19 protein-coding genes are annotated in these 21,889 nt (G+C 41.3%); 10 read left to right on the forward strand and 9 right to left on the reverse strand.

The window, feature by feature from the left end:
- Positions 1-40 precede the first annotated feature (40 nt).
- Positions 41-1,201: a histidine kinase gene (locus tag HXT43_RS00360; RefSeq protein WP_101886215.1), complete on the reverse strand. Its 1,161-nt coding sequence runs from the start codon at positions 1,199-1,201 to the stop codon at positions 41-43.
- Positions 1,198-1,869 (reverse strand): response regulator transcription factor, encoded by a 672-nt coding sequence (locus tag HXT43_RS00365; protein WP_064340328.1) that lies wholly within the window; start codon positions 1,867-1,869, stop codon positions 1,198-1,200. The genes HXT43_RS00360 and HXT43_RS00365 overlap by 4 nt, the downstream gene beginning before the upstream one ends.
- 475 nt (positions 1,870-2,344) lie before the next feature.
- On the opposite strand from HXT43_RS00365, the gene HXT43_RS00370 reads away from it, so the two are divergent.
- From HXT43_RS00370 to HXT43_RS00385, 4 genes are read left to right on the forward strand one after another with little or no spacing between them, the layout of a single operon-like run.
- On the forward strand, positions 2,345-3,247 hold the full coding sequence (locus HXT43_RS00370; protein ID WP_101886214.1) for an efflux RND transporter periplasmic adaptor subunit: 903 nt from the start codon (positions 2,345-2,347) through the stop codon (positions 3,245-3,247).
- Positions 3,244-3,954, forward strand: a complete 711-nt coding sequence (locus HXT43_RS00375) for an ABC transporter ATP-binding protein (protein WP_032842256.1) — start codon at positions 3,244-3,246, stop codon at positions 3,952-3,954. The genes HXT43_RS00370 and HXT43_RS00375 overlap by 4 nt, the downstream gene beginning before the upstream one ends.
- Positions 3,938-5,149, forward strand: coding sequence for an ABC transporter permease (locus HXT43_RS00380; protein WP_101886213.1), 1,212 nt, complete (start codon positions 3,938-3,940; stop codon positions 5,147-5,149). The genes HXT43_RS00375 and HXT43_RS00380 overlap by 17 nt, the downstream gene beginning before the upstream one ends.
- A 27-nt stretch (positions 5,150-5,176) precedes the next feature.
- Positions 5,177-5,701 carry a hypothetical protein gene (locus HXT43_RS00385; RefSeq protein WP_004104843.1) on the forward strand — a complete coding sequence of 175 codons (525 nt, stop codon included), beginning with the start codon at positions 5,177-5,179 and terminating at the stop codon, positions 5,699-5,701.
- Positions 5,702-5,745: 44 nt separating this feature from the next.
- Here HXT43_RS00385 and HXT43_RS00390 read toward each other — a convergent pair whose 3' ends face one another.
- Entirely contained in the window at positions 5,746-7,008 is a 1,263-nt protein-coding gene (locus HXT43_RS00390) for an MFS transporter (RefSeq protein ID WP_174143537.1), read from the reverse strand.
- Between the two features lie 135 nt (positions 7,009-7,143).
- Positions 7,144-8,688 (reverse strand): aminotransferase class I/II-fold pyridoxal phosphate-dependent enzyme, encoded by a 1,545-nt coding sequence (locus HXT43_RS00395; RefSeq protein ID WP_101886212.1) that lies wholly within the window; start codon positions 8,686-8,688, stop codon positions 7,144-7,146.
- A gap of 319 nt (positions 8,689-9,007) precedes the next feature.
- On the opposite strand from HXT43_RS00395, the gene HXT43_RS00400 reads away from it, so the two are divergent.
- Positions 9,008-9,265 (forward strand): hypothetical protein, encoded by a 258-nt coding sequence (locus HXT43_RS00400; RefSeq protein WP_041160536.1) that lies wholly within the window; start codon positions 9,008-9,010, stop codon positions 9,263-9,265.
- A gap of 35 nt (positions 9,266-9,300) precedes the next feature.
- Here HXT43_RS00400 and HXT43_RS00405 read toward each other — a convergent pair whose 3' ends face one another.
- Together HXT43_RS00405 and HXT43_RS00410 are read right to left on the reverse strand one after the other, a co-directional pair.
- On the reverse strand, positions 9,301-10,107 hold the full coding sequence (locus tag HXT43_RS00405) for a nitroreductase family protein (protein WP_101886211.1): 807 nt from the start codon (positions 10,105-10,107) through the stop codon (positions 9,301-9,303).
- A 44-nt stretch (positions 10,108-10,151) separates the two neighbouring features.
- Positions 10,152-10,610: a DUF4235 domain-containing protein gene (locus HXT43_RS00410; RefSeq protein ID WP_101886210.1), complete on the reverse strand. Its 459-nt coding sequence runs from the start codon at positions 10,608-10,610 to the stop codon at positions 10,152-10,154.
- Positions 10,611-10,779: 169 nt separating this feature from the next.
- Here HXT43_RS00410 and HXT43_RS00415 point away from each other — a divergent pair, with 169 nt between their 5' ends.
- Positions 10,780-11,490 (forward strand): histidine phosphatase family protein, encoded by a 711-nt coding sequence (locus HXT43_RS00415; protein ID WP_064340164.1) that lies wholly within the window; start codon positions 10,780-10,782, stop codon positions 11,488-11,490.
- 360 nt (positions 11,491-11,850) lie between these two features.
- Complete coding sequence (locus HXT43_RS00420) at positions 11,851-13,194, forward strand: ABC transporter substrate-binding protein (RefSeq protein ID WP_004104821.1); 1,344 nt, start codon at positions 11,851-11,853, stop codon at positions 13,192-13,194.
- Between the two features lie 162 nt (positions 13,195-13,356).
- On the opposite strand, the gene HXT43_RS00425 is transcribed toward HXT43_RS00420, so the two are convergent.
- On the reverse strand, positions 13,357-14,370 hold the full coding sequence (locus tag HXT43_RS00425) for a LacI family DNA-binding transcriptional regulator (RefSeq protein WP_004118390.1): 1,014 nt from the start codon (positions 14,368-14,370) through the stop codon (positions 13,357-13,359).
- A 302-nt stretch (positions 14,371-14,672) separates the two neighbouring features.
- Here HXT43_RS00425 and HXT43_RS00430 point away from each other — a divergent pair, with 302 nt between their 5' ends.
- From HXT43_RS00430 to HXT43_RS00440, 3 genes are all read left to right on the forward strand, one after another.
- The gene (locus tag HXT43_RS00430; protein WP_004118392.1) at positions 14,673-15,524 is read left to right on the forward strand and encodes a carbohydrate ABC transporter permease; all 852 of its coding nucleotides are present in this window, start codon (positions 14,673-14,675) and stop codon (positions 15,522-15,524) included.
- Positions 15,521-16,354, forward strand: coding sequence for a carbohydrate ABC transporter permease (locus HXT43_RS00435; protein WP_004104804.1), 834 nt, complete (start codon positions 15,521-15,523; stop codon positions 16,352-16,354). The genes HXT43_RS00430 and HXT43_RS00435 overlap by 4 nt, the downstream gene beginning before the upstream one ends.
- Positions 16,355-16,542: 188 nt before the next feature.
- Positions 16,543-17,154 (forward strand): DUF624 domain-containing protein, encoded by a 612-nt coding sequence (locus HXT43_RS00440; RefSeq protein WP_004104802.1) that lies wholly within the window; start codon positions 16,543-16,545, stop codon positions 17,152-17,154.
- Between the two features lie 183 nt (positions 17,155-17,337).
- On the opposite strand, the gene malQ is transcribed toward HXT43_RS00440, so the two are convergent.
- Together malQ and pulA are read right to left on the reverse strand one after the other, a co-directional pair.
- The gene (gene malQ, locus HXT43_RS00445) at positions 17,338-19,587 is read right to left on the reverse strand and encodes a 4-alpha-glucanotransferase (RefSeq protein WP_101886209.1); all 2,250 of its coding nucleotides are present in this window, start codon (positions 19,585-19,587) and stop codon (positions 17,338-17,340) included.
- Between the two features lie 277 nt (positions 19,588-19,864).
- Complete coding sequence (gene pulA, locus HXT43_RS00450; RefSeq protein WP_174143536.1) at positions 19,865-21,874, reverse strand: type I pullulanase; 2,010 nt, start codon at positions 21,872-21,874, stop codon at positions 19,865-19,867.
- Positions 21,875-21,889: the final 15 nt, after the last annotated feature.

Consider the following 21,889-nt stretch of genomic DNA (forward strand, 5'->3'; position numbering starts at 1 on the left):
AACTAAAACTGCTTAAGATTCATTAATCTTTTAAACTGAATCAGTAAAGCATACTATCTATACAGTTATGTTCATTTTTGAAAGGAATAACTGCATTACATTCCCAATACTTACCAAAGGCTCGAAAATAGAGTGAACCGCCTAAATGCTTTATGGTATCGCGATGAAGCAGAAGTCCTTTTTGAGATACTGAGCGAATTGCATCTTTACTTTTTCCGCCCAAAAATCGAACATTGAACTGTTCTATAACAATTTGTTTTTCGCGTATCGAAATTCTGATGTAATAAACTAAAGAAGCGTATTTTCGCATGTTCAAATATAGTTCTTCGATTAATTCAATAACTTCACAGATGATTTCATTGCTAATGTCTTCAGGAATATCGTTACTAGATATATTGCATATGGATCTTCCTTTTAATCCACAAGATGTATTGATTGAGTCGTTCATTTGTAGTGTATCTTCAATGTGCTGGATGAACTCGCTTCGAGCATCTTGCTTAGCAGTATTTCCACGTAGAATGTCGATAATATTATGTCCTTCTTCAAAAGCCTGATCTGCCAAATCATTTATTGCCTCAATAGCACTTCGCTGTTTTTTAGAAATAGACTTGTCAAGTAATGCTATTTTACTTTGTAGTGCAATATCTGCAATCTTATTAGTTAATCTATCGTGCATTCGCACAGCCAGATGAAGATTATTAATTGTTTGCTTATCTTTTTCATAAAGAACCATTTTTTGGTGAGAAATGCGCAAAATAATACCAGTGCAAACGCAAAATATATTTATTAAAAGGTAAGCAATAAGATACTTGAAAGACAAAGTTGATAAGTATCGGTATGCAACGTAGTGTAATGCATCTATTACTAAGAATAAAGGTAGTGTAAATTGAATCGGATATAAATACGAAATAAAAACAAATGATATGATGAGCCCGAAAGTTACTGGTGGAAGATTCAGACTAGGAATAACAAGAATGCTGAGATGTACAAAAATATAGCACATGCTCATAAAATGCGGGAGCAAGCAAAGAAACAGATTTATAGCAGCAAGAATCATGTAAACTATAACAAGTTGTATTGTGCTATTGTCGCTATTTGAGTAAATATATGCATCCATTGCGCTTGACAAACATCCCAATAGTAAAAATGTTTTATTGTCAATAAGCTTTTCTCGTAAACGACGCATTAAGAAAATAATCATTGTGTATCATTTCCTAAATATTCATCATGCAGCCATGTAGTAATAAGTTGTGAACGATTTGTCACATTCAATTTTTTGAACACGCGACGAAGGATAGTTTCCACAGTACAAGTTTCAACAAATAAACGTTTGGCGATTTGCGCATTAGTCATGCCTTTACTGCACAACTTTATAATTTCAGTCTCATGATTCGTTAAAGCAAGGCGTCCATTTTTTGGCTTATTTTGCAAACGCTGAAATGCTGTCGTCGTGTCGTCAAAATGAAGATCTCCTATTATTTGTGGCTTGAACGTGCCATGGGCAATACTGCTAAGCATGGCGCAAATGGTTTCTGGGTGGTTCTTTCCAACAATGCCTTGCGCGCCTGCTGTTGATGCTTTTAAAGCATAATCGTTGATAGGGAATGAAGTTATAGCAATTATTATTGGGAGTGAGTATCTTCTTCGCAATTCGTATAATATTTTAATTCCCGAAACCCCAGACATATACATGTCAATTAGCAGCACGTCTGGGCATTGATTTTGACAAAACTGAATTGCTTGATCGACGCACGTGGACAACCAGCAAATATTGCAGGACGGAACAACCTGTTCAATATATGTTTTTAGGCCGTGTAGACAAAAACAATCATCATCAACAATGCCAACAGTAATATGCTTTGCTATCATATTGCTCCTTTAGAAAAGCATTATTTAAGTAATAATAGTACTTGAATTTGTATGATGAATATCTTGTCTAGGAAAACCTTTACAAAGCAGATTGTATAAAGGTAGTTACTGGAGCTTATGGGGGTTACTCCGCAGCGAATAAGTTCGCTTAAAGCTTAGTGATTTAATCACAATGTGGTTGGGGCTATGCGCACGGAAGTCGCTCAGTAGTGTATAAACTCTATGCAAAACAAATCATTCTCTGGTATTACGCAAGCTCCAAGAATCATAAATAAAATCATCATTTAGTCTGATGCAAACTCTTTACGGCGATTATAGGCTATTAAGCAAAAGCTTAAATCTTCAATAAAGTGACAATTATAAAAGCGTCAATTGTAGCATTACGAAGCACTTTATTTATTTTGGATCAGTTTGAGAGGCTTGTTTCGACGCATACTATGTGTCTACGAGTTTGGTGAGTAAGGAGATTTGTGTTATGAGTAAGTTTATGAAAGTACTCTTGCTTGCTGCTCTGCCAGTGTGTTTGCTTACTGCATGCTCTGGTAGAGCAGTTGATGATAGTCAACAGCAGGCATCACATGATTCAGTTCCACTTGTTTCAGTCAAAAAACAGCCTTTAACACAAGTTGTGTCGGGTAAAGCAGCGATAGAACAATCGTCTACCTTTGTTATCACTGCTGTAAGTAGAGGGAATTTTTCTCCATCGGTAAAAGCAGGCAGTACTGTAAAAGCTGGGAGTGTTCTAGGCTACAATGCTGGTAACAAAATTATTGCTCCCGTAGACGCTAAAGTTGTGTCAGTAGCTGAATCATCTGCGGACGTGCCTAAATCTTTCCCACTGTTCACTCTTAAATATGAAGGTTTTTCAATAAGCCTTAACGCAAAAGCTTTACTTCGTTCTGCGGATATTGCAGATGTTAAAGGTCGCTTCCAAGTTGAAGATGGTGTTGGACCAACCAATTGTTTGCAAATAGTACAAAGCGGTGGAACTTCTACCGATGTTGCAGCCTCGGGTAGTGGCAAGAATGATAATGCTGATTCGACTCAAACAGATGAGTCGAGCGCGCAAAGTACACCTAGTGTATCGTCAAAAGTTTTAACGTGTTTAATAGATAAAAGCACAGAAGTAGAATCAGGCCAAAATGCGACGCTTGTTTTTAATGGCAAGCATAAACAATCGGTTCTAACGCTGCCCGTTAGTGCGGTTGCTGGAAGAGTTCAAAAAGGTTTAGTCTCATACAAAAAAGGCGATAATTGGGAGCGTAAAGAAGTTGGTCTTGGAATAAGTGACGGCGCTAATATTGAGATTACGTCTGGTTTGCATGAGGGTGATGTTGTAGCAGGTGTTTCTCCTGATCTCATTCCAGGAGTGCAATGATTATGGGAAACAATCCTGTTCCACTGGTTGAACTACAAGACGTGTCAGCGCGTGTAAAACTAGGCAATGGCGAATGGCTTACCACTGTCAACTCTGCGTCTATGCTACTTAATCAAGGTGAAACATACGCGGTAGTTGGCAGGTCTGGATCTGGCAAAACGAGTCTTATTTCTATTATTGGATTTTTGAATAAAAATTTTACTGGAAAATACTATTATTCTGGCAAGTCAATCCAAAAGTGTAGTGATACTACAGTATCGCATATGCGCGCTAGAAATATTGGTTTTGTTTTCCAAAACTATTCTCTCATTAAGCATTTAAGCATTAGAGAAAATGTTGAGTTGCCGCTTTTATACGCAGGGCTACAACAAAGCAAGCAGACAAGAAGAAAAACGATAGAAGAAGCATTATGTGCTGTTGGATTGCAAGATAAACTCAACGAATACCCTGGAAGTTTATCAGGCGGTGAACAGCAGAGAGTTGCGATAGCGCGTGCTCTCGTCACTAATCCCGAATTACTTATTTGTGACGAGCCAACTGGTGCACTCGATAGTAGTACGGGAGAAAAAGTGCTTCAAGTGTTGCATGATCGTGTTAAAGAATCTGGAACAACATTACTATTAGTCACTCATGATATGAAAGTGGCTCGTTCTTGCTCTCACATTTTTACTATGGAAGGCGGTGTTCTTTATGATTATGCTGCTTAAAGATTTGCGCCTTTCTCCTATGAGATCCTTCCTCACAGGTTTTTCAATGTTTATAGGCATCATTGCCGTTATTGCGTCAGTGCTTATTGGCACGGTTGGTAAGGACTATCTTATTGCAACTAATGAACAGCTAAACGGTCGTAGACCAACATATGAGATTACTTTTTCAGCACAAAATTTTGACGAATATTCAGTATTTAACAAATTCTTAAATCGCATTGAATCCGTAAACCGTAACGCTAACGTTATGCTACAACCAAACACTGGACTACTGTTTAGCGCTTCTATGCCAGCCTCGAAGAGTGTAAAAATAAGCAAAGAATATAAGACTGGCAATCTTCAATATGTTGACGCTGTTTACACTACGGCAGGATACAACAAAGTTTATAACTTACCTATTGTAAGTGGAAGATGGTTTAGTAATAGCGCTAAAAGCAACGCATTAGAAATGGTAGTAAACCAATCTGCTAGCAAAAGATACAAGATTGGTGAAGTAGCATTTATTACTTCTCGTAAAACAACACAAATGAGTCCTATAAGGATTGTTGGAGTTGTGAACGATGGCGTAGACTCAGCAAAAGTATACGTGAATATTCTAGGATTATTACGTTACGCTCCAACTCTTTGGGAATATTCTGGAAAAGAAGCTCAAGGCTCAATCTACTGGTTGAATAAAGAAAATCGTTCTCAAAAATCAATTAAATCTTATGTTTCAGACGCTCTTTACGACTGTTGTGGTGGACAAGTAAACGAAATTAGAAGACATGATAATAGTGATGATTACGAGAATGTTATAACAGTACTGCAATTAAGTTTTGCTATCGTAGCAGCATTATTGCTTTTTGTTTCCGCGTTAGGTTTAATCAATATTGGTTTAGCATCGTTGGAGCAGCGCACGCATGAACTGCTTATACGCAGAGCTTTGGGTGCTACTAGATGGTCGATTGCTTCACTCGTATTAGGCAGTGCGATTATTTTAGCGCTGATAGTTTCGATTGCTGCTGTCGCTGTTTCTTTTGGCCTTGTGTCTACAGCATCAAGTTTTTGGGATGTAGCAAGCCCAGTTAGTCCGCCAGTTTACCCATATGAAGCCGCTATTGGAGCTGTTATTGCGGCTTTTATTACAGCGCTTGCTGGAAGTGTGGTGCCGGCAATAAAAGCATCACGTTTACAACCAGCATTAGCATTGCGTTAATTTTCAAAAAATAAGAAAGAAGGAATAATGAATAATCATACTATTGGTAAAGCAACTCTTATTGTTGGTGTGCTTAGTACGCTTCTTATGTTTAATGCGTGTGGAGGAATAGGCAACAATGATGCGAGTGGTGTGGGTGGTGCGCGCTCGCAAAATAGTTCGCCTAGAGAGATTGTTGATTTTGCTCATATAGAGAAGGAATATCAGGAATCTGTGGCAAAGCTTAGTTGGCCTGAAAAATATAAAGCTCCTGCAAACTTGGTTGGAGAAGAAAAAGACGGCCAGTTCCAGAGTGGATATGGTGATACGCAAGCATCTAATTATTATCAGTGTGCTTGGGAACGGCAATGGTTAGATACGTATGCTAGTGATGAACAAGCGGCAAGTAAAGCTTTGCATGAGCTTGAAAAAGTGCCTAGCATGCCGTTTATGGGTCCAGACCGTTGTGATGATGCAACGCGAAACTTTTTCAAAGAGCATATGCGTAAAGCAAAACTGGGAGATCCGTCAGGATTCCAACAGGATGTGCAAGCTAATTGTCCTGTGATGTAATTGCATTTGTATAGCTTTATTGTGCTTTCTCACTAAATAGCTTGTTATATGCTTCTTTTTACCCATGTTGATGGTGTCCAATAATCTTTGGTAAGCATTGATGGGTATGTTTGTTTACGAGTTCGAATAATCCATAAGGCTATACCTGTTGAAACAAGTATTACGCCAGCTGCAATCATTATGAATAATGATGAATTTAGATTTCCCCATGCTAGTACGCTTGCATACCCTACGATAATGCCGCATTGCTCCATAATAGAAGTAAAAGTAGTAGTTGCGCCGAGAATGTGTGTTGGTATGCCGTCGAGAAGAGCTGTTTGCCCATAGACAATAGTGGCGTCAAAAATAATACCTGCAATGAAAGCAGAGCAAAGAAAAAGAGCAATCCAATTATTAAGTGCGAAAATAAGTAAAGGAATAGAAAGGAATCCAGGTAGTAAAATAGAGTATAAAATCTCATAATGCAGCACAATATATTTGCATAATAGCGAACCTACAATCATGCCAATGTTAAATATGCTGACTATTGATCCCCACGTGGATGCCGAATGAAAAAGTGTGAGACAATGGTGTGCTCCCATTAGTCTAAATGCAGCAAGCCATGATCCAGATTGTAATGCTGATACTACTCCTAAGACTATTAACCATGGTGTAGATTTCATATAGTGTAGAGAAGCTGCAAAACCAGCAGTTTTACTGCTTCCTGTCTTCGTATTGTTTGCGCTATTTTGTGCTTGCTGGTTTAGATTAACTAACAGTAGAGGTAGCGCCGCTAGTATCATCACAATAGCAATGCTCGTAAAGAAAATGAGCGGATTGCATATATCAACAAATATGCCAGTGATAGCAGGTGCAGCAAGCCTGCTGAGATTAATCCACATGCGCATGCTTGCTAAAAATTTGGTTTTTTCGCCAGCTGGCGCGCTATATGCCATTAATACTTTTTGATTAGGCGAAGAAAATGCAGTAAAGAACCCGAATATTATGCCGAGTAGTGTAACCGTAATAGCAATAAGATTATGCTGTGCTACTAAAGCGAAACCGTATCCAGTACACAGCAAGGCAAAGCAGAACGTTAGAGCTATAAACAATCTAGTTGGTGGATATTTATCTGCGATAATGCCGCCAAGCGGTGCTGCTATGCAGGTCATAAGCGCTACTGATACCGCGTTAAGCGCTGCGTGAGATAAGTCGACATGTATTAAAAGATATAGGCTTACGCCAAATCTACAGCTTGTTATAAGAAAGGCATTAAGCGATAAAACGGCAATAATAAGAGTTGTGCGAATTCGTGCCGCAGCGTTCATTTCCTTCTCTTTTTTCTTTCTTCATGTTATGAATGTCTTTCATATTCTGAATAATATATGCCTCTTGATATACACCTTTTTATGGACCGTGAGCGAAATGAGTGTTTTGTCGCAGTTTATAGGTGGGGGTTGCTGTTACTGGCGATAGTAGGAGAGGAAGTTGGAGAGTTTGCTCATTGCGTCGCGAAGCGTTTGCAAGCGCGGCAAGTAAACTACGCGGAAGTAGCCTGGAGTCTGCCAATTAAAACCTTTTCCGTGCACAATCAGCAACTTTTGATCGCGTAGCAAATCAAGCGCAAACTGTTCGTCGTCGTGAATGTTATAGCGGTCTGGATCGAGTTTTACAAACATGTAGAAAGCAGCATCCGGTCGCTCAACGCTTACGCCATCCATCTCCTGAAGCGCGTTATAGCAGTATTCGCGCTGCTCATACACGCGACCTCCCGGCTCCAAATACTTCTCAACGCTTTGGTATCCGCCCAAAGCAGTCTGAATAATCGACTGTGCAGGAACGTTCGAGCACAAACGCATATTAGACAGCATGTTAAGTCCCATAATGTAGTCGCGAGCCTTGGATTTATCTCCCGAAAGGCTCATCCAACCAATGCGGAAGCCAGCAATCATATGCGATTTAGAAAGTCCGCTAAAAGTTACGCAGAACACGTCTGGAGCAAGAGAAGCAATCGAAATATGCTTCTTGCCGTCCATAACAAGACGGTCGTAAATCTCGTCCGCAAAAATAATCAAATTAAACTCGCGCGCAATCTTAACAATCTCTTCCAAAACTTCGCGACTATACAGCACGCCCGTAGGATTATTCGGGTTAATAATCACGATTGCTTTAGTGCGCGGCGTGATTTTAGAGCGAATGTCGGCAATATCTGGGTACCAATGCGACTTTTCGTCACATATGTAGTGCACAGGAGTGCCGCCAGCCAAGCTCGCGCACGCGGTCCACAGAGGATAGTCTGGGCTTGGTATAAGAATCTCGTCGCCGCAATCAAGCAGCGCTTGCATAGAAAGATTAATCAGCTCGGAAACACCGTTTCCGGTGTAAATATCTTCCATTTGCACGCCTGGAATGCCCTTAAGCTGATCGTATTGCATAATCGCCTTGCGCGCAGAGAAAAGTCCGCGACTATCTGAGTAGCCTTCGCAGTCAATAAGCTGCTGCTGCATGTCGTAAATTACTTCGTCTGGAGCGCGGAAGCCAAAAGGCGCAGGATTTCCAATGTTGAGCTTTAGAATATGCGTTCCGTTTGCTTCCATGCGGTTTGCTTCTTCAACAACAGGACCGCGAACGTCGTAAAGCACGTGTTCAAGTTTTGTGGATTTGTTGAATGTGCGATGCTTTAGAGTTTTGGAAAGTTCAGCTTCTGTAAGCTGCGGCTGTTGCTGCTGTTGTAATTGATTTAATTGTGATTCTTCTGCAGACTGGCAGTTTTGCTCGATTTTTGCACAAGAATGACCGCCTTTGATTCCGTCGCTGCTGATTCCAAGAATTTCAGCTAGCATGTTACGCACGTCTTTGCGAGGCTCAGTTTTGCCGCTTAAATACTGGCTTAACTGGCTTTTGCCAAGCTTATGACCGTTTTTTGCCGCAAGCTCGATTACGTCAATCTGCTTGTACCCTTTGCGCTTCATAGCTTTCTTAAGCTCATCAGCAAAATTCTGTGCCATAATCTGTCTTTCTTGTAAAATCGGCATTTATAAATTGAACAAGTTTATAGCAAAGTTCAAAATATAAGTATTAAATTGAACTATTTGCTCAATATTAGTCGCAAAAATTATTTTGTATAGTAATTTTTCAAAAAATGACGAGAAATAGTAAAAAATAGTAGAAATATAGTAGAAAAATTGAACTAAATTATAATAAATTGAATTTATTTTGAACTTTTGTGAACGTGTTTTATGGCTTAAGTTCAGGAATAATGCGTGATTTACGCAATTGCGTACGTCTTGTATAAGCTCTGTTAAGCGGTTTGCTACCATAAAAGCTATGTATTTCTTTACTCCGAGGCGTTGCGAATCTACCCAAAAAATCATGTACAAGAATAAAGGGCAGGCTCTTATGGCTGCGGAGCAAAGTTTGCGAGAGCGCGGTGCGCAGTTGTGGGTTTATGCTTGTGAATATTGCGGTTGCTGGCATTTGACGCATAAAAACCCGGTAGATCGCATGTATTCCGATATGCGCTCGCCATCCGCAAGCGCAAAGCCGAAATCTAGAAAGCGCGGGTACAAGCCAAGACGGCGTTAAGTTAAAACGGCACTAAATTAAAACGGTGCTAAATCTTACGCAACGTTAAAACCTTGCCTTGCAACCTGCTCAACATCTTCTGCTTCGTGTTTTTTGGCAATATCGTCTGCTGCTATAGTAAGAATTTGTGCGCTGAAAGCATCAACTGGTCTGCTAGCATTTCGCAAATCGTAATATTGATGCACGCGATTGTCGAAATCAGCAAGATTTTCTAATAATTCAGCGTCGTCAGCAGGGTAGGTATTCTCAAAAATCTGCATGTCAGCACTCATTCGCGGCTTTAATTCTGGGCTTTGCGCAGGCTTACCAATTGCCAGGCCGAGCACGGGGTACGTGTATTTAGGCAAATTCAAAATATCAATAAGCTGAGTTCTACTGTTCAAAATTGAACCGAGAATTACGCAACCAAGCCCCAAAGATTCCGCGGCAGTTTCCATGGCATGAAGCGCCAAAATAACGTCATTTTGAGCCTGTGTAAAGCGGTAGCGAGTTTTAAGCATAAACTCGTCGCTACTGGTATCTACGCCATTTTTGTGCGCAATTGCAGCGTTTCTATGTTGATCAATAATAAAAACGTACAGTAGTGGAGCTGTAGCAATATATGTTTGGTTGCCAATTTCGGAAAGCTTTTGCTTAATTGAGCTATCCGTAATTTTAATCGCTGACCAGTCGTTCAAAAACTGGCTACAAGCAGCGCGCTGAGCTACAGCTTCAAGAGTGACAACTGTATCGTAGTCAATTGCTTCGTTGCAAAAAGCGCGAATGGAGCGGCGATTCAGTAAAGTATCGATAGTTTCGTTGTGGCGTAAATTTGGCACGTTATTTCTTATTCCTTTCAGCATTCTCGTTTCAAAATAAGGCCATTTAGTTTATAAAATTTAATAAATTAAAATCGTTTTTGTGAGCGCAATTGTCTTTTTCTTTGCCTTCTCGCAATATAAGACAAGGTTCCGTGGTTTGCTAAGCGACCAACAATCGTAGTAAGAATCGCAGAAAATACTGCAAATCCAAGAGACAGTAGCAGCGGCTCTTCTTGCTTAACACGCTGCTTTTGCGCAACTTTTTCTTTAGAAAGATTGTTAGAACGACTATTAGAGTTTAAATTGATTTTTCTAGTATCAACATGTTTTTTCCATATTAAGTGCGCAATCTGCTCTGCAATAAACGTTGCAAAAGAAGGAAGTGCAGATTTTAGTAATGAATCTCCCAAAGTATTTTGATTTCTCAATCGGCGCTCGCGAAGGGCCTCAATCTTACGATTTGCTGCATTAAGTCGTTGTACGGTAGCTTGAGCCGCACGATGGCTTCGTTGAGTTTTAGTATTAGCCGATGATAATTGCGTCATATTTTCTATGTTAGTGGTAACGAAATACCAATTTTGGCGGTACCATGGAACAGTGATCTTGATTTGCGGCAAAGTGGCTGCAAGTTAAGAAATGCTTACGTAAAGCAATCGTGCTGCTAGGCGTCCAGTGCGATGTGTGTACATGGCGCTGGTGAGGAATGTGAAGACTATGCAAAATAACGGCACTAAAGAATCCTCTCAGAAAGAATGCTCGAAGCAGGGTTGCTTGGTGTTACTTCGCCACGGCCAAACTGCTTGGAGTGTGTCCGGTCAACATACCGGGCGCACGGATTTGCCTCTTACTGAAGTTGGTGTTGAGCAGGCAAAAGAGGCTGGCGCTAGATTGCAGTGTGTGTTCACAAAAGGTTTTGATAAGGATTGTGTGCTTGTAAGTCCACTTCGTCGCGCGCAGCAAACAGCTCAGTTTGCTGGTTTTGATTCGTATACAATTTGCGATAGTGCGCTGGAGTGGGATTATGGTGCTGCTGAGGGTCGCACGCGCGCTGATATTTCTAAACTAAGTGGCGTTGAGGCTTGGGATGTGTGGAAGCATGGTCCTAAAGTTCTTCCTTCTCACATGGTTAGTGACGCTAAAGAGGTGCTTCCTAGTGGAGAAGCAGTGGATGTGCACAGAACTTCTGGAGAAAGCTTGCAAGAGGTTTCGGATCGTACTCAAAAGATTATTGATATGGCAATGCCTAAATTGAAATTAGGTAAGGACGTGCTTATTGTTGCGCATGCTCATGTGTTGCGTATTCTTACTGCGCGCTGGCTTGGAGTAAGCCCAGATTTTGCACGACTTCTTCGTATGGATACCGCGCATTATTCTGTGTTGGGCGCGTACAAAGGCGATAATGTAATTGTGCATTGGAATTGCTGAAATACGGAAAGGCATGGAATACTCTTAGAACCGCGTTTGTGGACGGATGGGCTAAGGAATATAAGATTGCTCGTGGGCAGGGTTAGCTGCTAATTAAATAATTTGTTTTAAACTATGATCCTCAAGAGATTGCGCAATCGTTTGCTAAATTGTTGCGTAATCCCTTTAATTATTGCCAAAAATACGTGCTAATTTTATCGAATATATTAGAGTGTAGTGTTTTTATGACGACACGCGTTAATTTAGTTATGCTATCGTTTGCAATATTGCAGCAGTTGAGGCATAATAAATATTGTCGATAAGGACACCTAGAGGTGTGGCAGTCCAATGACGGGATTGTCGGCATAGGAGAAAGGTTCGATGATGAATCGTACAATTAAATCAACAATTGCACTGGTAGCTTGCTCGGCAATGGCTTTTGGCGCGCTTGCAGCTTGCGGATCCTCCTCAAGTGACAGCTCTGCTAAAGGTAAGGTTTACTTCTTGAACTTTAAGCCAGAAGCTGCAGATCAGTGGAAGGAAGTAGCTAAGGCATACACCAAGAAAACAGGTGTTGAGGTTAAGGTTCAAACTGCTGCTTCCGGAACTTATGAGCAGTCTTTGAAGAGTGAAATCAGTAAGGGTGATGAAGCTCCTACACTCTTCCAGATCAACGGTCCAGTTGGTTACGCAAGCTGGAAGGATTACACTGCTGATTTGAAGGATACTGAGCTTTATAGCCAACTTCAGAACAAGGATATTGCTTTGAAGGATGGAGATAAGGTTGTTGGTATCCCATATGCAATGGAAACCTACGGCTTGATTTATAATAAGGCTTTGCTCAAGAAGTACACCGAGCTTAAGGACGCTAAGGTAAAGTCTGCTGAAGAAATCAACTCCTTCGATAAGTTGAAGGCTGTTGCAGATGATATTCAAAAGCACAAGTCAGATCTTGGTGTTGAAGGCGCGTTCACTTCTGCTGGTTTTGATTCCAGCTCTGATTGGCGTTTTAAGACCCACCTTGCAAATCTTCCTTTGTACTATGAGTTCAAGGAAGATCATGTTACCAAGCAGCCTGCAAAGGTAAAGGGTAGCTTCCTTGACGGTTATAAGAAGATTTTCGATCTTTACATTACTGACTCCACTACACCAGCAACAAAGATTGGTTCCAAGACTGGTGAAGATGCTAATGCTGAGTTCTCCCAGGGTAAAGCTGTGTTCTACCAGAATGGTACTTGGGCTTGGGGTGACCTCTCCAAGGCTGGTATGAAGGCTGAAGACCTTGGTATGCTTCCAATTTATATTGGCGCTAAGGGCGAAGAGAAGCAAGGTTTGGCAACTGGTTCTGAGAACTATTGGTGCATCAATGAGAAGACGTCTGACGCTAACAAGAAGGCAACTAAGGACTTCTTGAAGTGGCTGCTTACTTCCGATGCTGGTAAGGATGCTTTGTCCAAGAAGATGGGCTTCACCACTCCATTCAAGAGCTTCGCAGATATCAAGTCCGACAACCCATTGACTCAGGCAGCTGTTGAAGATGCTAAGTCTGGTAAGACTCCAGTAAGCTGGAACTTCACCGTAATGCCATCTGATAACTGGAAGAACGACCTCGGCTCTGCTTTGCTTGAGTACGCTCAGGGCACCGGCAAGTGGGATAAGGTTAAGACAGCATTCGTGGATGGTTGGGCTAAGGAATATTCTCAGGCTCATGAAGATGACGACTGATCCATTAATAAATAAATAGACGTTGCACCTGCTGACGTAAGCAAGCAAAGGTGACGTAAGCAAATCCGCTAGGATACTGGCACATCATAGTGCTAAGTCCTAGCGGATTTTGTTATTTCGATATTTTGTTATTTCGATATTTTCTAGAAAACTATAAAAGGTCTACTCTTTTAATAATGCAGCTGTGCTTGAACGCACAATAAGTTGCGCTGGAACAATGCGATACTGATCTTCAACTTTCTCTGCGTTTATAAGTGCAAGCGTGATATTTGCCGCAGTAGAAGCAATATCAACTGGATCCTGTCTAATAGTAGTTAAGCCAGTTTCATGCGCATAAAAACTATCGTCAAAACCAATAATTGACACATCTTTTGGAGTAGAATACCCGCTGCGGGCAAGCTGAAACATAAGTGGTATTGCAATCCCATCTTCTTGGCATGCAATTGCTGTTGGCATAATTGAACTTCCAAGAAGCATAGAAACTATGGCACTTATGCGATCAGAATTAGCAGGTGCCACAATTTCTGTAGGTGTGATTCCGCTATTTTGGCATTCATCAATAAAAGAATGGTAACGCTGCAATACGCTGAAATGTAGTGAAACGTCACGAGTTGTGCGCACATATGCAATATTGTGATGCCCTAAACCGATTAAGTGGCGTGCCATAAGTCTTGCACCTTGGTCATCGTCAATATTGATAGTCGCGTCAAAATCGCATTTTTGTGGATATAAGCAGTTTATGCCAACAATTGGCACGCCTGTTGATTTAAGTTGTGCGATTTCGTTGGTATTTACGTCAAAGGAACACACAACAACAGCGTCAGCATTACGTCTAGTTGGGAGCATTGTGAAAAATTCGCTACGCTCTTTGCTGCTGGAAATCTGAAAAATTGACAAATCGTATCCAGCTGTGTGGAATACTTGATTCAATCCTTGAATAATAGATGCAGAAAACCATAGGCGAATTTGATCGCTAATCAATAAAGCGATGCGCAAGGTTTTACCAGATTTTAGTGCTGCTGCAGATTTCGAAATAGAAAAATTCAATTGTTCGGCAATGGCCAATACTTTATTGCGAGTGGATGCAGATACTAAGTTTGGTCGTGTAAATGAGCGTGACACAGTAGAAACTGACACATGAGCTTTATTCGCTACATCTTGAATATTTGCCGACATGTGAACTCCTTTATTCGCGTATAACAAACGTGTAGCACAGCCTTGTGTTTAATTGTTTAGTGCGAACTTTTATAGTTCGAAACAAACAAACGTTTGCAGACATTTCTATTCTAGCAAATTTTGCTGGAATGCCAACGATAATAAGCAATTTTTTTAAAACTAAATTCTGATATTTGTTTGAAGTGACATATCGAAAATGACAACGTTTGACATAGCTAATTCATGTAGTAGAATGAAGTTATTGGTTCGGGACAGCGATGTCTACGTGGATGTCGCGCTCAAGGAGGAGAAAGTGACGAGTCATGATTAGTATGAGCGGAAAAGCAATACGTAAATGGTGGTGGTTATTTGCGCTGCCAACGTTTGCTGCGTTTGTTGTTGGCTTCTTAGTGCCATTTATTATGGGTGTGTACTTGAGCTTTAGAAAATTCACTACTGTGACTGATGGTAAGTTTGTGGGTTTTCGTAACTACTATAGAGCTTTAAAAGATCCGCATCTTGTTTATTCGTTTTTGTTCACAACGCTTTTTGCAGTTATTACAACAATAATTATTAATGTTATTGCTTTTGCAATTGCGTACATGCTTACTAAGAAGTTCAAGGGCACGACGATATTCAGAGCCGTGTTCTTTATGCCAAATCTTATTGGCGGTATCGTTTTAAGTTATATTTGGCAGCTCTTGTTAAATGGTATACTCGGCTACTTCAATCGTACGATTACGTTCTCTGAAGTATTCGGTTTCTGGGGCCTTGTGATTGTTGTTTGCTGGCAGCAAATTGGCTATATGATGATTATTTATATCGCAGGAATGCAGGCTCTTCCTGGAGATGTTATGGAAGCAGCTGCTGTCGATGGTGCAAGCCCAAGGCAGACTTTATTCAAGATTACTATTCCATTGATGATGCCTTCTATTACTGTTTGCACATTCTTAACAATTACCAACGGCTTCAAGCTTTTCGATCAGAACTTCGCATTAACTAACGGTGGTCCGTCAAGGAAAACAGAGATGTTAGCTCTTAATATTTATAGAACTTTCACTACTCCAAGATGTGAAGGCGTTGGTCAGGCTCAGGCAGTCATGTTCTTCATTGTCGTGGCTGTTATTGCTATGGTTCAGAATATGCTCACTAGGTCAAAGGAGGTAGCGGCATGAACGAGAAAACAAAGCATCCTGCGTTATGGACTGTGCTGTTCACTCTTATAAGCTTGTTATGGATTTTCCCTATAGCTTTAGTGGTACTGAATTCTTTCAAGTCTAAGGTTGATATTGCAAGCAATCCTTTTACTTTTAGTTCAAAATCGTTTGTTGGAATGTCTAACTACGTATTAGGTTCAAATCGTACTGATTTTCCAATGAGTTTCCTCTGGACTATTGTTGTAACTGTTGGTTCTGTAATCCTCATTCTTCTGTGCACGTCAATGTGTGCATGGTGGATTGTTCGTGTGAACAATTGGGCAGCAAAACTTCTATACGTTTTGTTCCTGTTTAACATGATTGTGCCGTTCCAGATGGTTATGTACACCCTTGCTTACATTACGAACACTTTAAAGTTGAATACTCCATGGGGATTGTGGATTATTTACTTAGGCTTTGGTGCAGGACTTGCAGTGTTTATTTTCACTGGTGTGATTAAGGGTATTCCGCAAGAACTCGAAGAGTCTGCAATGATTGATGGTGCTTCTGTGCCACGTATATTCTTCCAGATTATTGTGCCGATTATGCGACCTGCTATTATTTCGGTTTCAATCTTGCAGGCAATGTGGATTTGGAATGACTTCCTGCTTCCATTCTTGACGCTCGATCTCAACAAGTATAAGACGATTTCTATAGCTGTTCAGTATTTGAAGGGCGGCTATGGATCTGTTGAGATGGGTGCCATGATGGGCTGCTTGGTTATGGCAATTGTTCCAATCATAATCTTCTACCTCATCTGCCAGAAGTACATTATTAAAGGTGTTATGTCTGGTGCAGTAAAGGGATAAATTAATTCTCCTCCAAAATTCAAGTGGCAGTAAAAGCGGCGGTGTGCGCATACTATTACGTTTGTGCACACCGTCATTATTTTTAATAGTTACGCTAGTTTGTAATTAGGTGGTAGAGTTCGTTGTTAAAGGTATCTATAGATAGTAGAGCATAGGAATTGCGTCATAAAACCAGGAGATAGTATAGAATGATTTTCTCGTTTGGAAGCCCAGATTCAAAGTTTGCGCAAAGCATGGAAACATTTGCTGATGCCGTGTGGCTTACAATATTGATGATTTTAACAAGCATTCCTTTAATTACTATCGGTGCTTCTCTTTGTGCCGGTCATGATGCTGCAAGACGTACAGAGCAAGGTGAAGGACATATTACTGCAGCTTATTTTCGCGCGTTTGCTAGCAATTTTTTGGAATCTACTATTATTTGGGCTGTAATGGGGCCAGTTTTGCTTGCTATTATTTGGCTATGGCTTTGCGTGTGGTCTACTCCACTTTTAATTATTAAATTTATTCTGAGCATATTGTGGGTTATTGTTGCCGAATGGGTGTTTGCACTACAAGCGCGTTTTAAAAATTCAATTGATAAAACAGTGGTTAATTCTCTTATTTTTGGTATTTCGTATTGGAAAGAAACTCTTATAATGACACTGCTAGATATAGTGTTTATTGTGTTAATATTTGCATCAATCGTATATTTGCCGCAGGGTTTGCCTTTGTTGGTATTCATTGGTTGGGGATCGCTTATTATGCTGCATACTCCGATTTTAGAGCGTGTATTTGCAAAGTATATTAAGCAAGAGTAGTTGACAGTTATATGAATAATTAAAAAATTGGGGTAAGTGGCAAAAAATTAATGAGGCGAGCACTATTATAGATGCTCGCCTCACATAGGACATCATGTAAGAAATATTTTGATTTGCTACTATGCAAATCATATTCCTTACGAGGGGGAATAGAGTCAGTTCATCAGTAAACCAACCATTAAATTATACATGCTTCCGTGTATTTTCGCCGCGCATAACTGCCGTCATAGATAGCACTCGTGGTGACTTAAATACTTCATCGGTGTGAACTACACGACCATCAGCATCAGCAAGTGGAATACGCCAGTTTGGATACTCTGTACTAGTTCCAGGCTGATTCTGTGAACGCTTCTCGCCGACAGCGTCAACCAAAGCAACTTGCAAAAGCAAAGATGGGGAAGTGAGCATAATCGCATGCATAGCTTCCACAATCTCTTGTACATGGCCTTCAACATCCTCAGCAGCATCTTTGCTAATCCAGCCGTTCTCAAGAAGCATCTTCATCATTGCATCGCGTTCAGCTTGAGCAGCCTCCTGGAACGTTTCTACGGAGTCTGTAAGCAGATGAAGCTGCTCGCGAAGCTTGACATGCTCAAAGGCAAGATAACCAGCTGTAGGTGGCATATCGTGCGTAGTAACGGAAGCAAGAGCATACTCTCGATATGTAGACGGATTAGCGAAAATAATTTGCTTCTTTCCAGCCTTCTTAGTAGCAGCTTCAGCTTCGTCGTCGTGAGTGAACCATTCAACAACAGTGCCAAGCACGCCATGAGATGCAAGAACCTTAGAAACATACTTCGGAACAGTGCCCAAATCTTCGCCAATAACAACGCCGCCTGCGCGAGTTGCTTCAACAGTAAGAACTGCGAGCATTGCATCTACGTTGTAGTACACATATGCGCCGTTTCTAGCACCTTGTCCTTGTGGAATCCACCACAAGCGGAACAATCCAAGAACGTGATCAATACGAGCAGCTCCTGCGTGCAAGAACACGTTATGAACCATGTCTCGGTAAGCAATATAGCCAGTTTCATCCAAATAATTTGGATCGAATGGAGGTTGACCCCAATCCTGACCTTGCTGGTTGTAGAAATCAGGAGGAGCACCAACGCTTACGCCATTAGCAAATCGTTCCGGACTCCACCAAACGTCAGCACCGTAGCCGTGTACGCCAACTGCCATGTCTTGCATAAGACCAATTGCCATACCAGCAGCTTTAGCTTCAGCGTGAGCTGCAGCAACTTGCTCATCAGCAATCCACTGAAGCCAACGATGGAACTCAAACAAATCAGCGTGTTCGCGCTTAAGTCGCTCAATTTGCGGAGTGCCTTTGCCTGTAGTGTCAAACCACAAATTCTCGCCCCAAGGAGCACCCCAAACTTCAAACGCAACACACCAAGTTGCAAAAGCGTCAAGATCTTCACCAGAACGATGCTTAAACTCACTAAACTCGCGCTCGCGTTCGGTAGAACGAGGTTGCTTGAAAATAATACGCAACGCAGGAAGCTTGGCATCCCATGCAGCGTTGATATCTATAGGATTTGGATTATTGTTTTGAGGAGCAATAGACTCATGCAATTGCTCTACTTTAGCAAGATCCTCTCCGCTTAATTCAGCATATTCCGGAATATCTTGCGGACGAATATAAGTGACATTCAAGAACCTACGAGACTCAGGCAAGTACGGTGAAGGCTCAAGAGGTGTTACTGGAGCGCACGCATGAATTGGATTAATCAGCATAAAATCAGCCTTACCAATTTCTCCAGCATCCTTAAGTAGGCGACGCAAATCGCCGTAATCGCCAATTCCCCAAGAATCTTTTGAACGCACAGAATACATTTGCGTCATGAATCCCCAACGATGCTTTTGCTTAACGCTTTCAGGCAACGGAATACGCGCAGGTGCAGCAATCAATGTAACATCAGCGTGTTGAGCTGTCTCGCCATTCGTGTTGATTACTTTAGCATGCAAAGTGTGGTAGCCCATTGGCAAATCATCCGGAAGCTCAATGAACAAATCTCCATTGTCTTCGGATTGAATATCGCCTAACGAGCCTTCATAATCTGTTCCATCTTCGAGTGTAAGAGAAATATGAATTTGCTCTTTTTTGGCATCTCCTGCGTGAATTGGTACGCAAGTTTTTGCGCCATTAAACGAAACGACAGTTGGTGGCAATAATTCGCTAGAGCGTTTGCGCTGAACCTTCTCGTATGAAATTGCAATATTGTCTTGAGTGTCGGCAGACATGCCTAATGCATCAAGTACTCCAACTAATGCTTCATCTGTAATTTCGGTGTAGCTTCCTTGCTGATCAATATAAAAAGTGGCAACGCCGCACGCCTTAGCAAGCTTAATAAGTGGACGTGCAAGACGTTCTGCGCTTTCTTCCATAGGCTTATCAGCATCAGCTTTGCCAGTAGCTGTTGTTGTCATGGTGCTCCTTCTACTTTATGATTTGGCACATTCCTAACATCGTCGTAAGCGTGCCAAATGTGCAACTATGGCGATAGTGCGTAAATCAATACATCTCTGGATTGAAATACACCCTGCCTGTCAATTATATAAATACCTGACATCGTTTGCAAATTAGCGTTGCGACATATTTGTTAGTTTTTATAAGTAATTGCAACTAAACACAAGTGTTGTGATTACTCATGTTTAGTTGCAATCGTCTAATAGTTTATTATTTTTTTTACTTACTAAAACGCAATTACTTGTTGCTAAGCACAACAAAAGTTCTGATAGGCAAGTGTAGGGTAGCAGTGCTTTTTTCAGTTGTAATATTTACCTTGGTGTCAGGCTGTTTTCCAGTCCACTTAGCAAAATAATCACTTGAATTAAGTACGCAATGCCACTCTTGAGATTTTGCACTATGAATTGCAGGTAGTTGAATAGTTGCATCTTCATGATACATAGGATTTGCGCAAACAATTAAATTATTGCCAATGCGCGTAGCCAAAACAGTATGGTTAGACGTTTCAAGTTGTTTGCGTTTGCCGTCATACAATGAGCTATATTCAGCGCGAAGCTTTATAAGTGCACGATACCATTGAACAAGCGGATTGAAACGTTCAGTGCGCGCCCAGTCAAGCTGGTTCATTAGTACACCGCGATTATAAGAATTATCGCAACCGTGCTTAGTACGTCCAAACTCTTCTCCGCTTAGCATAAACGGCGTGCCTGCAGAGCACAAAACAATTCCAGCTGCAAACATATTAGCGTTCAAAATATCCGCAACTTGTTGTACATCTTGAGCGTCAAACTCAAAATCGCTAGCATTCTCGCGCATAGAGATACAAAGCTTATCCCACAAAGTCAAATCGTCGTGAGCAGAAGTATATTGAACAATCTGTCCAACTTCTTTACCTGCAGAAGGAGTATCACGCCATGCATTAAGAGTTTGGCGAGCCGCATCTGAGCACCAGAACTCATTGCCATTAACATATCCACGGTCGCGATGGTTCATAACATTGCCTTTGAGGGAATCGCGAGACTCGTCGCTAAACCAGCCTATGCGCTCGTTAAGAGTGTCTCTGCCGTCTTTATCTCCCATCGGAACTTTCTCATCAACAGCAGGATCCGAAGCACCCCACGGTTCTCCATACATAACAATATCTTTACCGCCAGGAAGCTTGTCTAATGCAGTTCGTGCCTGATTTAAGGTTTCAGTATCAGTCAATCCCATAAGATCGAAACGGAAGCCATCAATGTGATAGCAGCGTGCCCAATGCAGCAAAGATTCAATAATAAACCTGCGGAACATAGGATGTTCAGAAGCCATTTCATTTCCACAGCCAGAGCCGTTAGCAAAAGATCCGTCAGAGTCTCGCCTGCAGAAATACCCAGGAGCCATGCATTCGAAAGCGTTTTCTGCGGACTTGTACATGTGATTATAAACAACATCCATAATTACGCGTTGACCATTAGCATGTAATGCCGCAATCATTGCCTTGCATTCGCGAATTCGCGCAGTGCCATCGTAAGGATTGCTAGAATAAGCACCTTCAGGAACGTTGTAAGCGTGAGGATCATAACCCCAGTTGTATAGAGAATCTAATTCTTCTGCTGAAGCACCGTTTTTGCGCGCATTGTCGATTGTGGATTCGTCAACTGTTGCAAAATCGTAAATAGGTTCGAGTTGCACATGAGTAATGCCAAGCTGCTTTAAATAATCCAAGCCAGTAGGGAAGTTGCATTCAGAAGAATTTGGATTTTGCAAAGATGTATGTTCATCAGTAAAAGCGAGATATTGGCCTCTATGCTCTGGCTTAAAGCCGCCATTAGGATTGCTGCTGAAATCTGCAACATGCGTTTCCCACACAACCATTGCATGGCGCACAAACTTAGGAGACTTATCTTTATGCCAATTGGCAGGAGACACTCGCTCATCGTCTATGACAAGGCTGCGCTCACCATTTACACCGCTTGCTACACCCCAAGGGTCACTAGTTCGATTTACTGTGCCATCTTGGAAAGTAACAAGATAATCGTAGTATATGCCGTCTAAACGCTTACGGAAATTAATCCGCCAAGCTCCGTCATGCAACGGTTTCAATTCGTGTGTTTGAATTGGCTCACTGTTGTTTCCAGTTTCAAAAAGTCTTAACGTCACATTCTGTGCAGTTGGTGCCCATACGGTGAATGTTGTAGATTTAGCATTTAAAGTAAATCCAAGAGGTCCTTCGTATACAGGCCATGTTGCCGAAGATGGAGTCGTCATATAGGGTATCCTTCT

The sequence above is a fragment of the Gardnerella sp. DNF01195 genome (genome assembly GCF_049244175.1).
GTDB lineage: Bacteria > Actinomycetota > Actinomycetes > Actinomycetales > Bifidobacteriaceae > Bifidobacterium > Bifidobacterium leopoldii.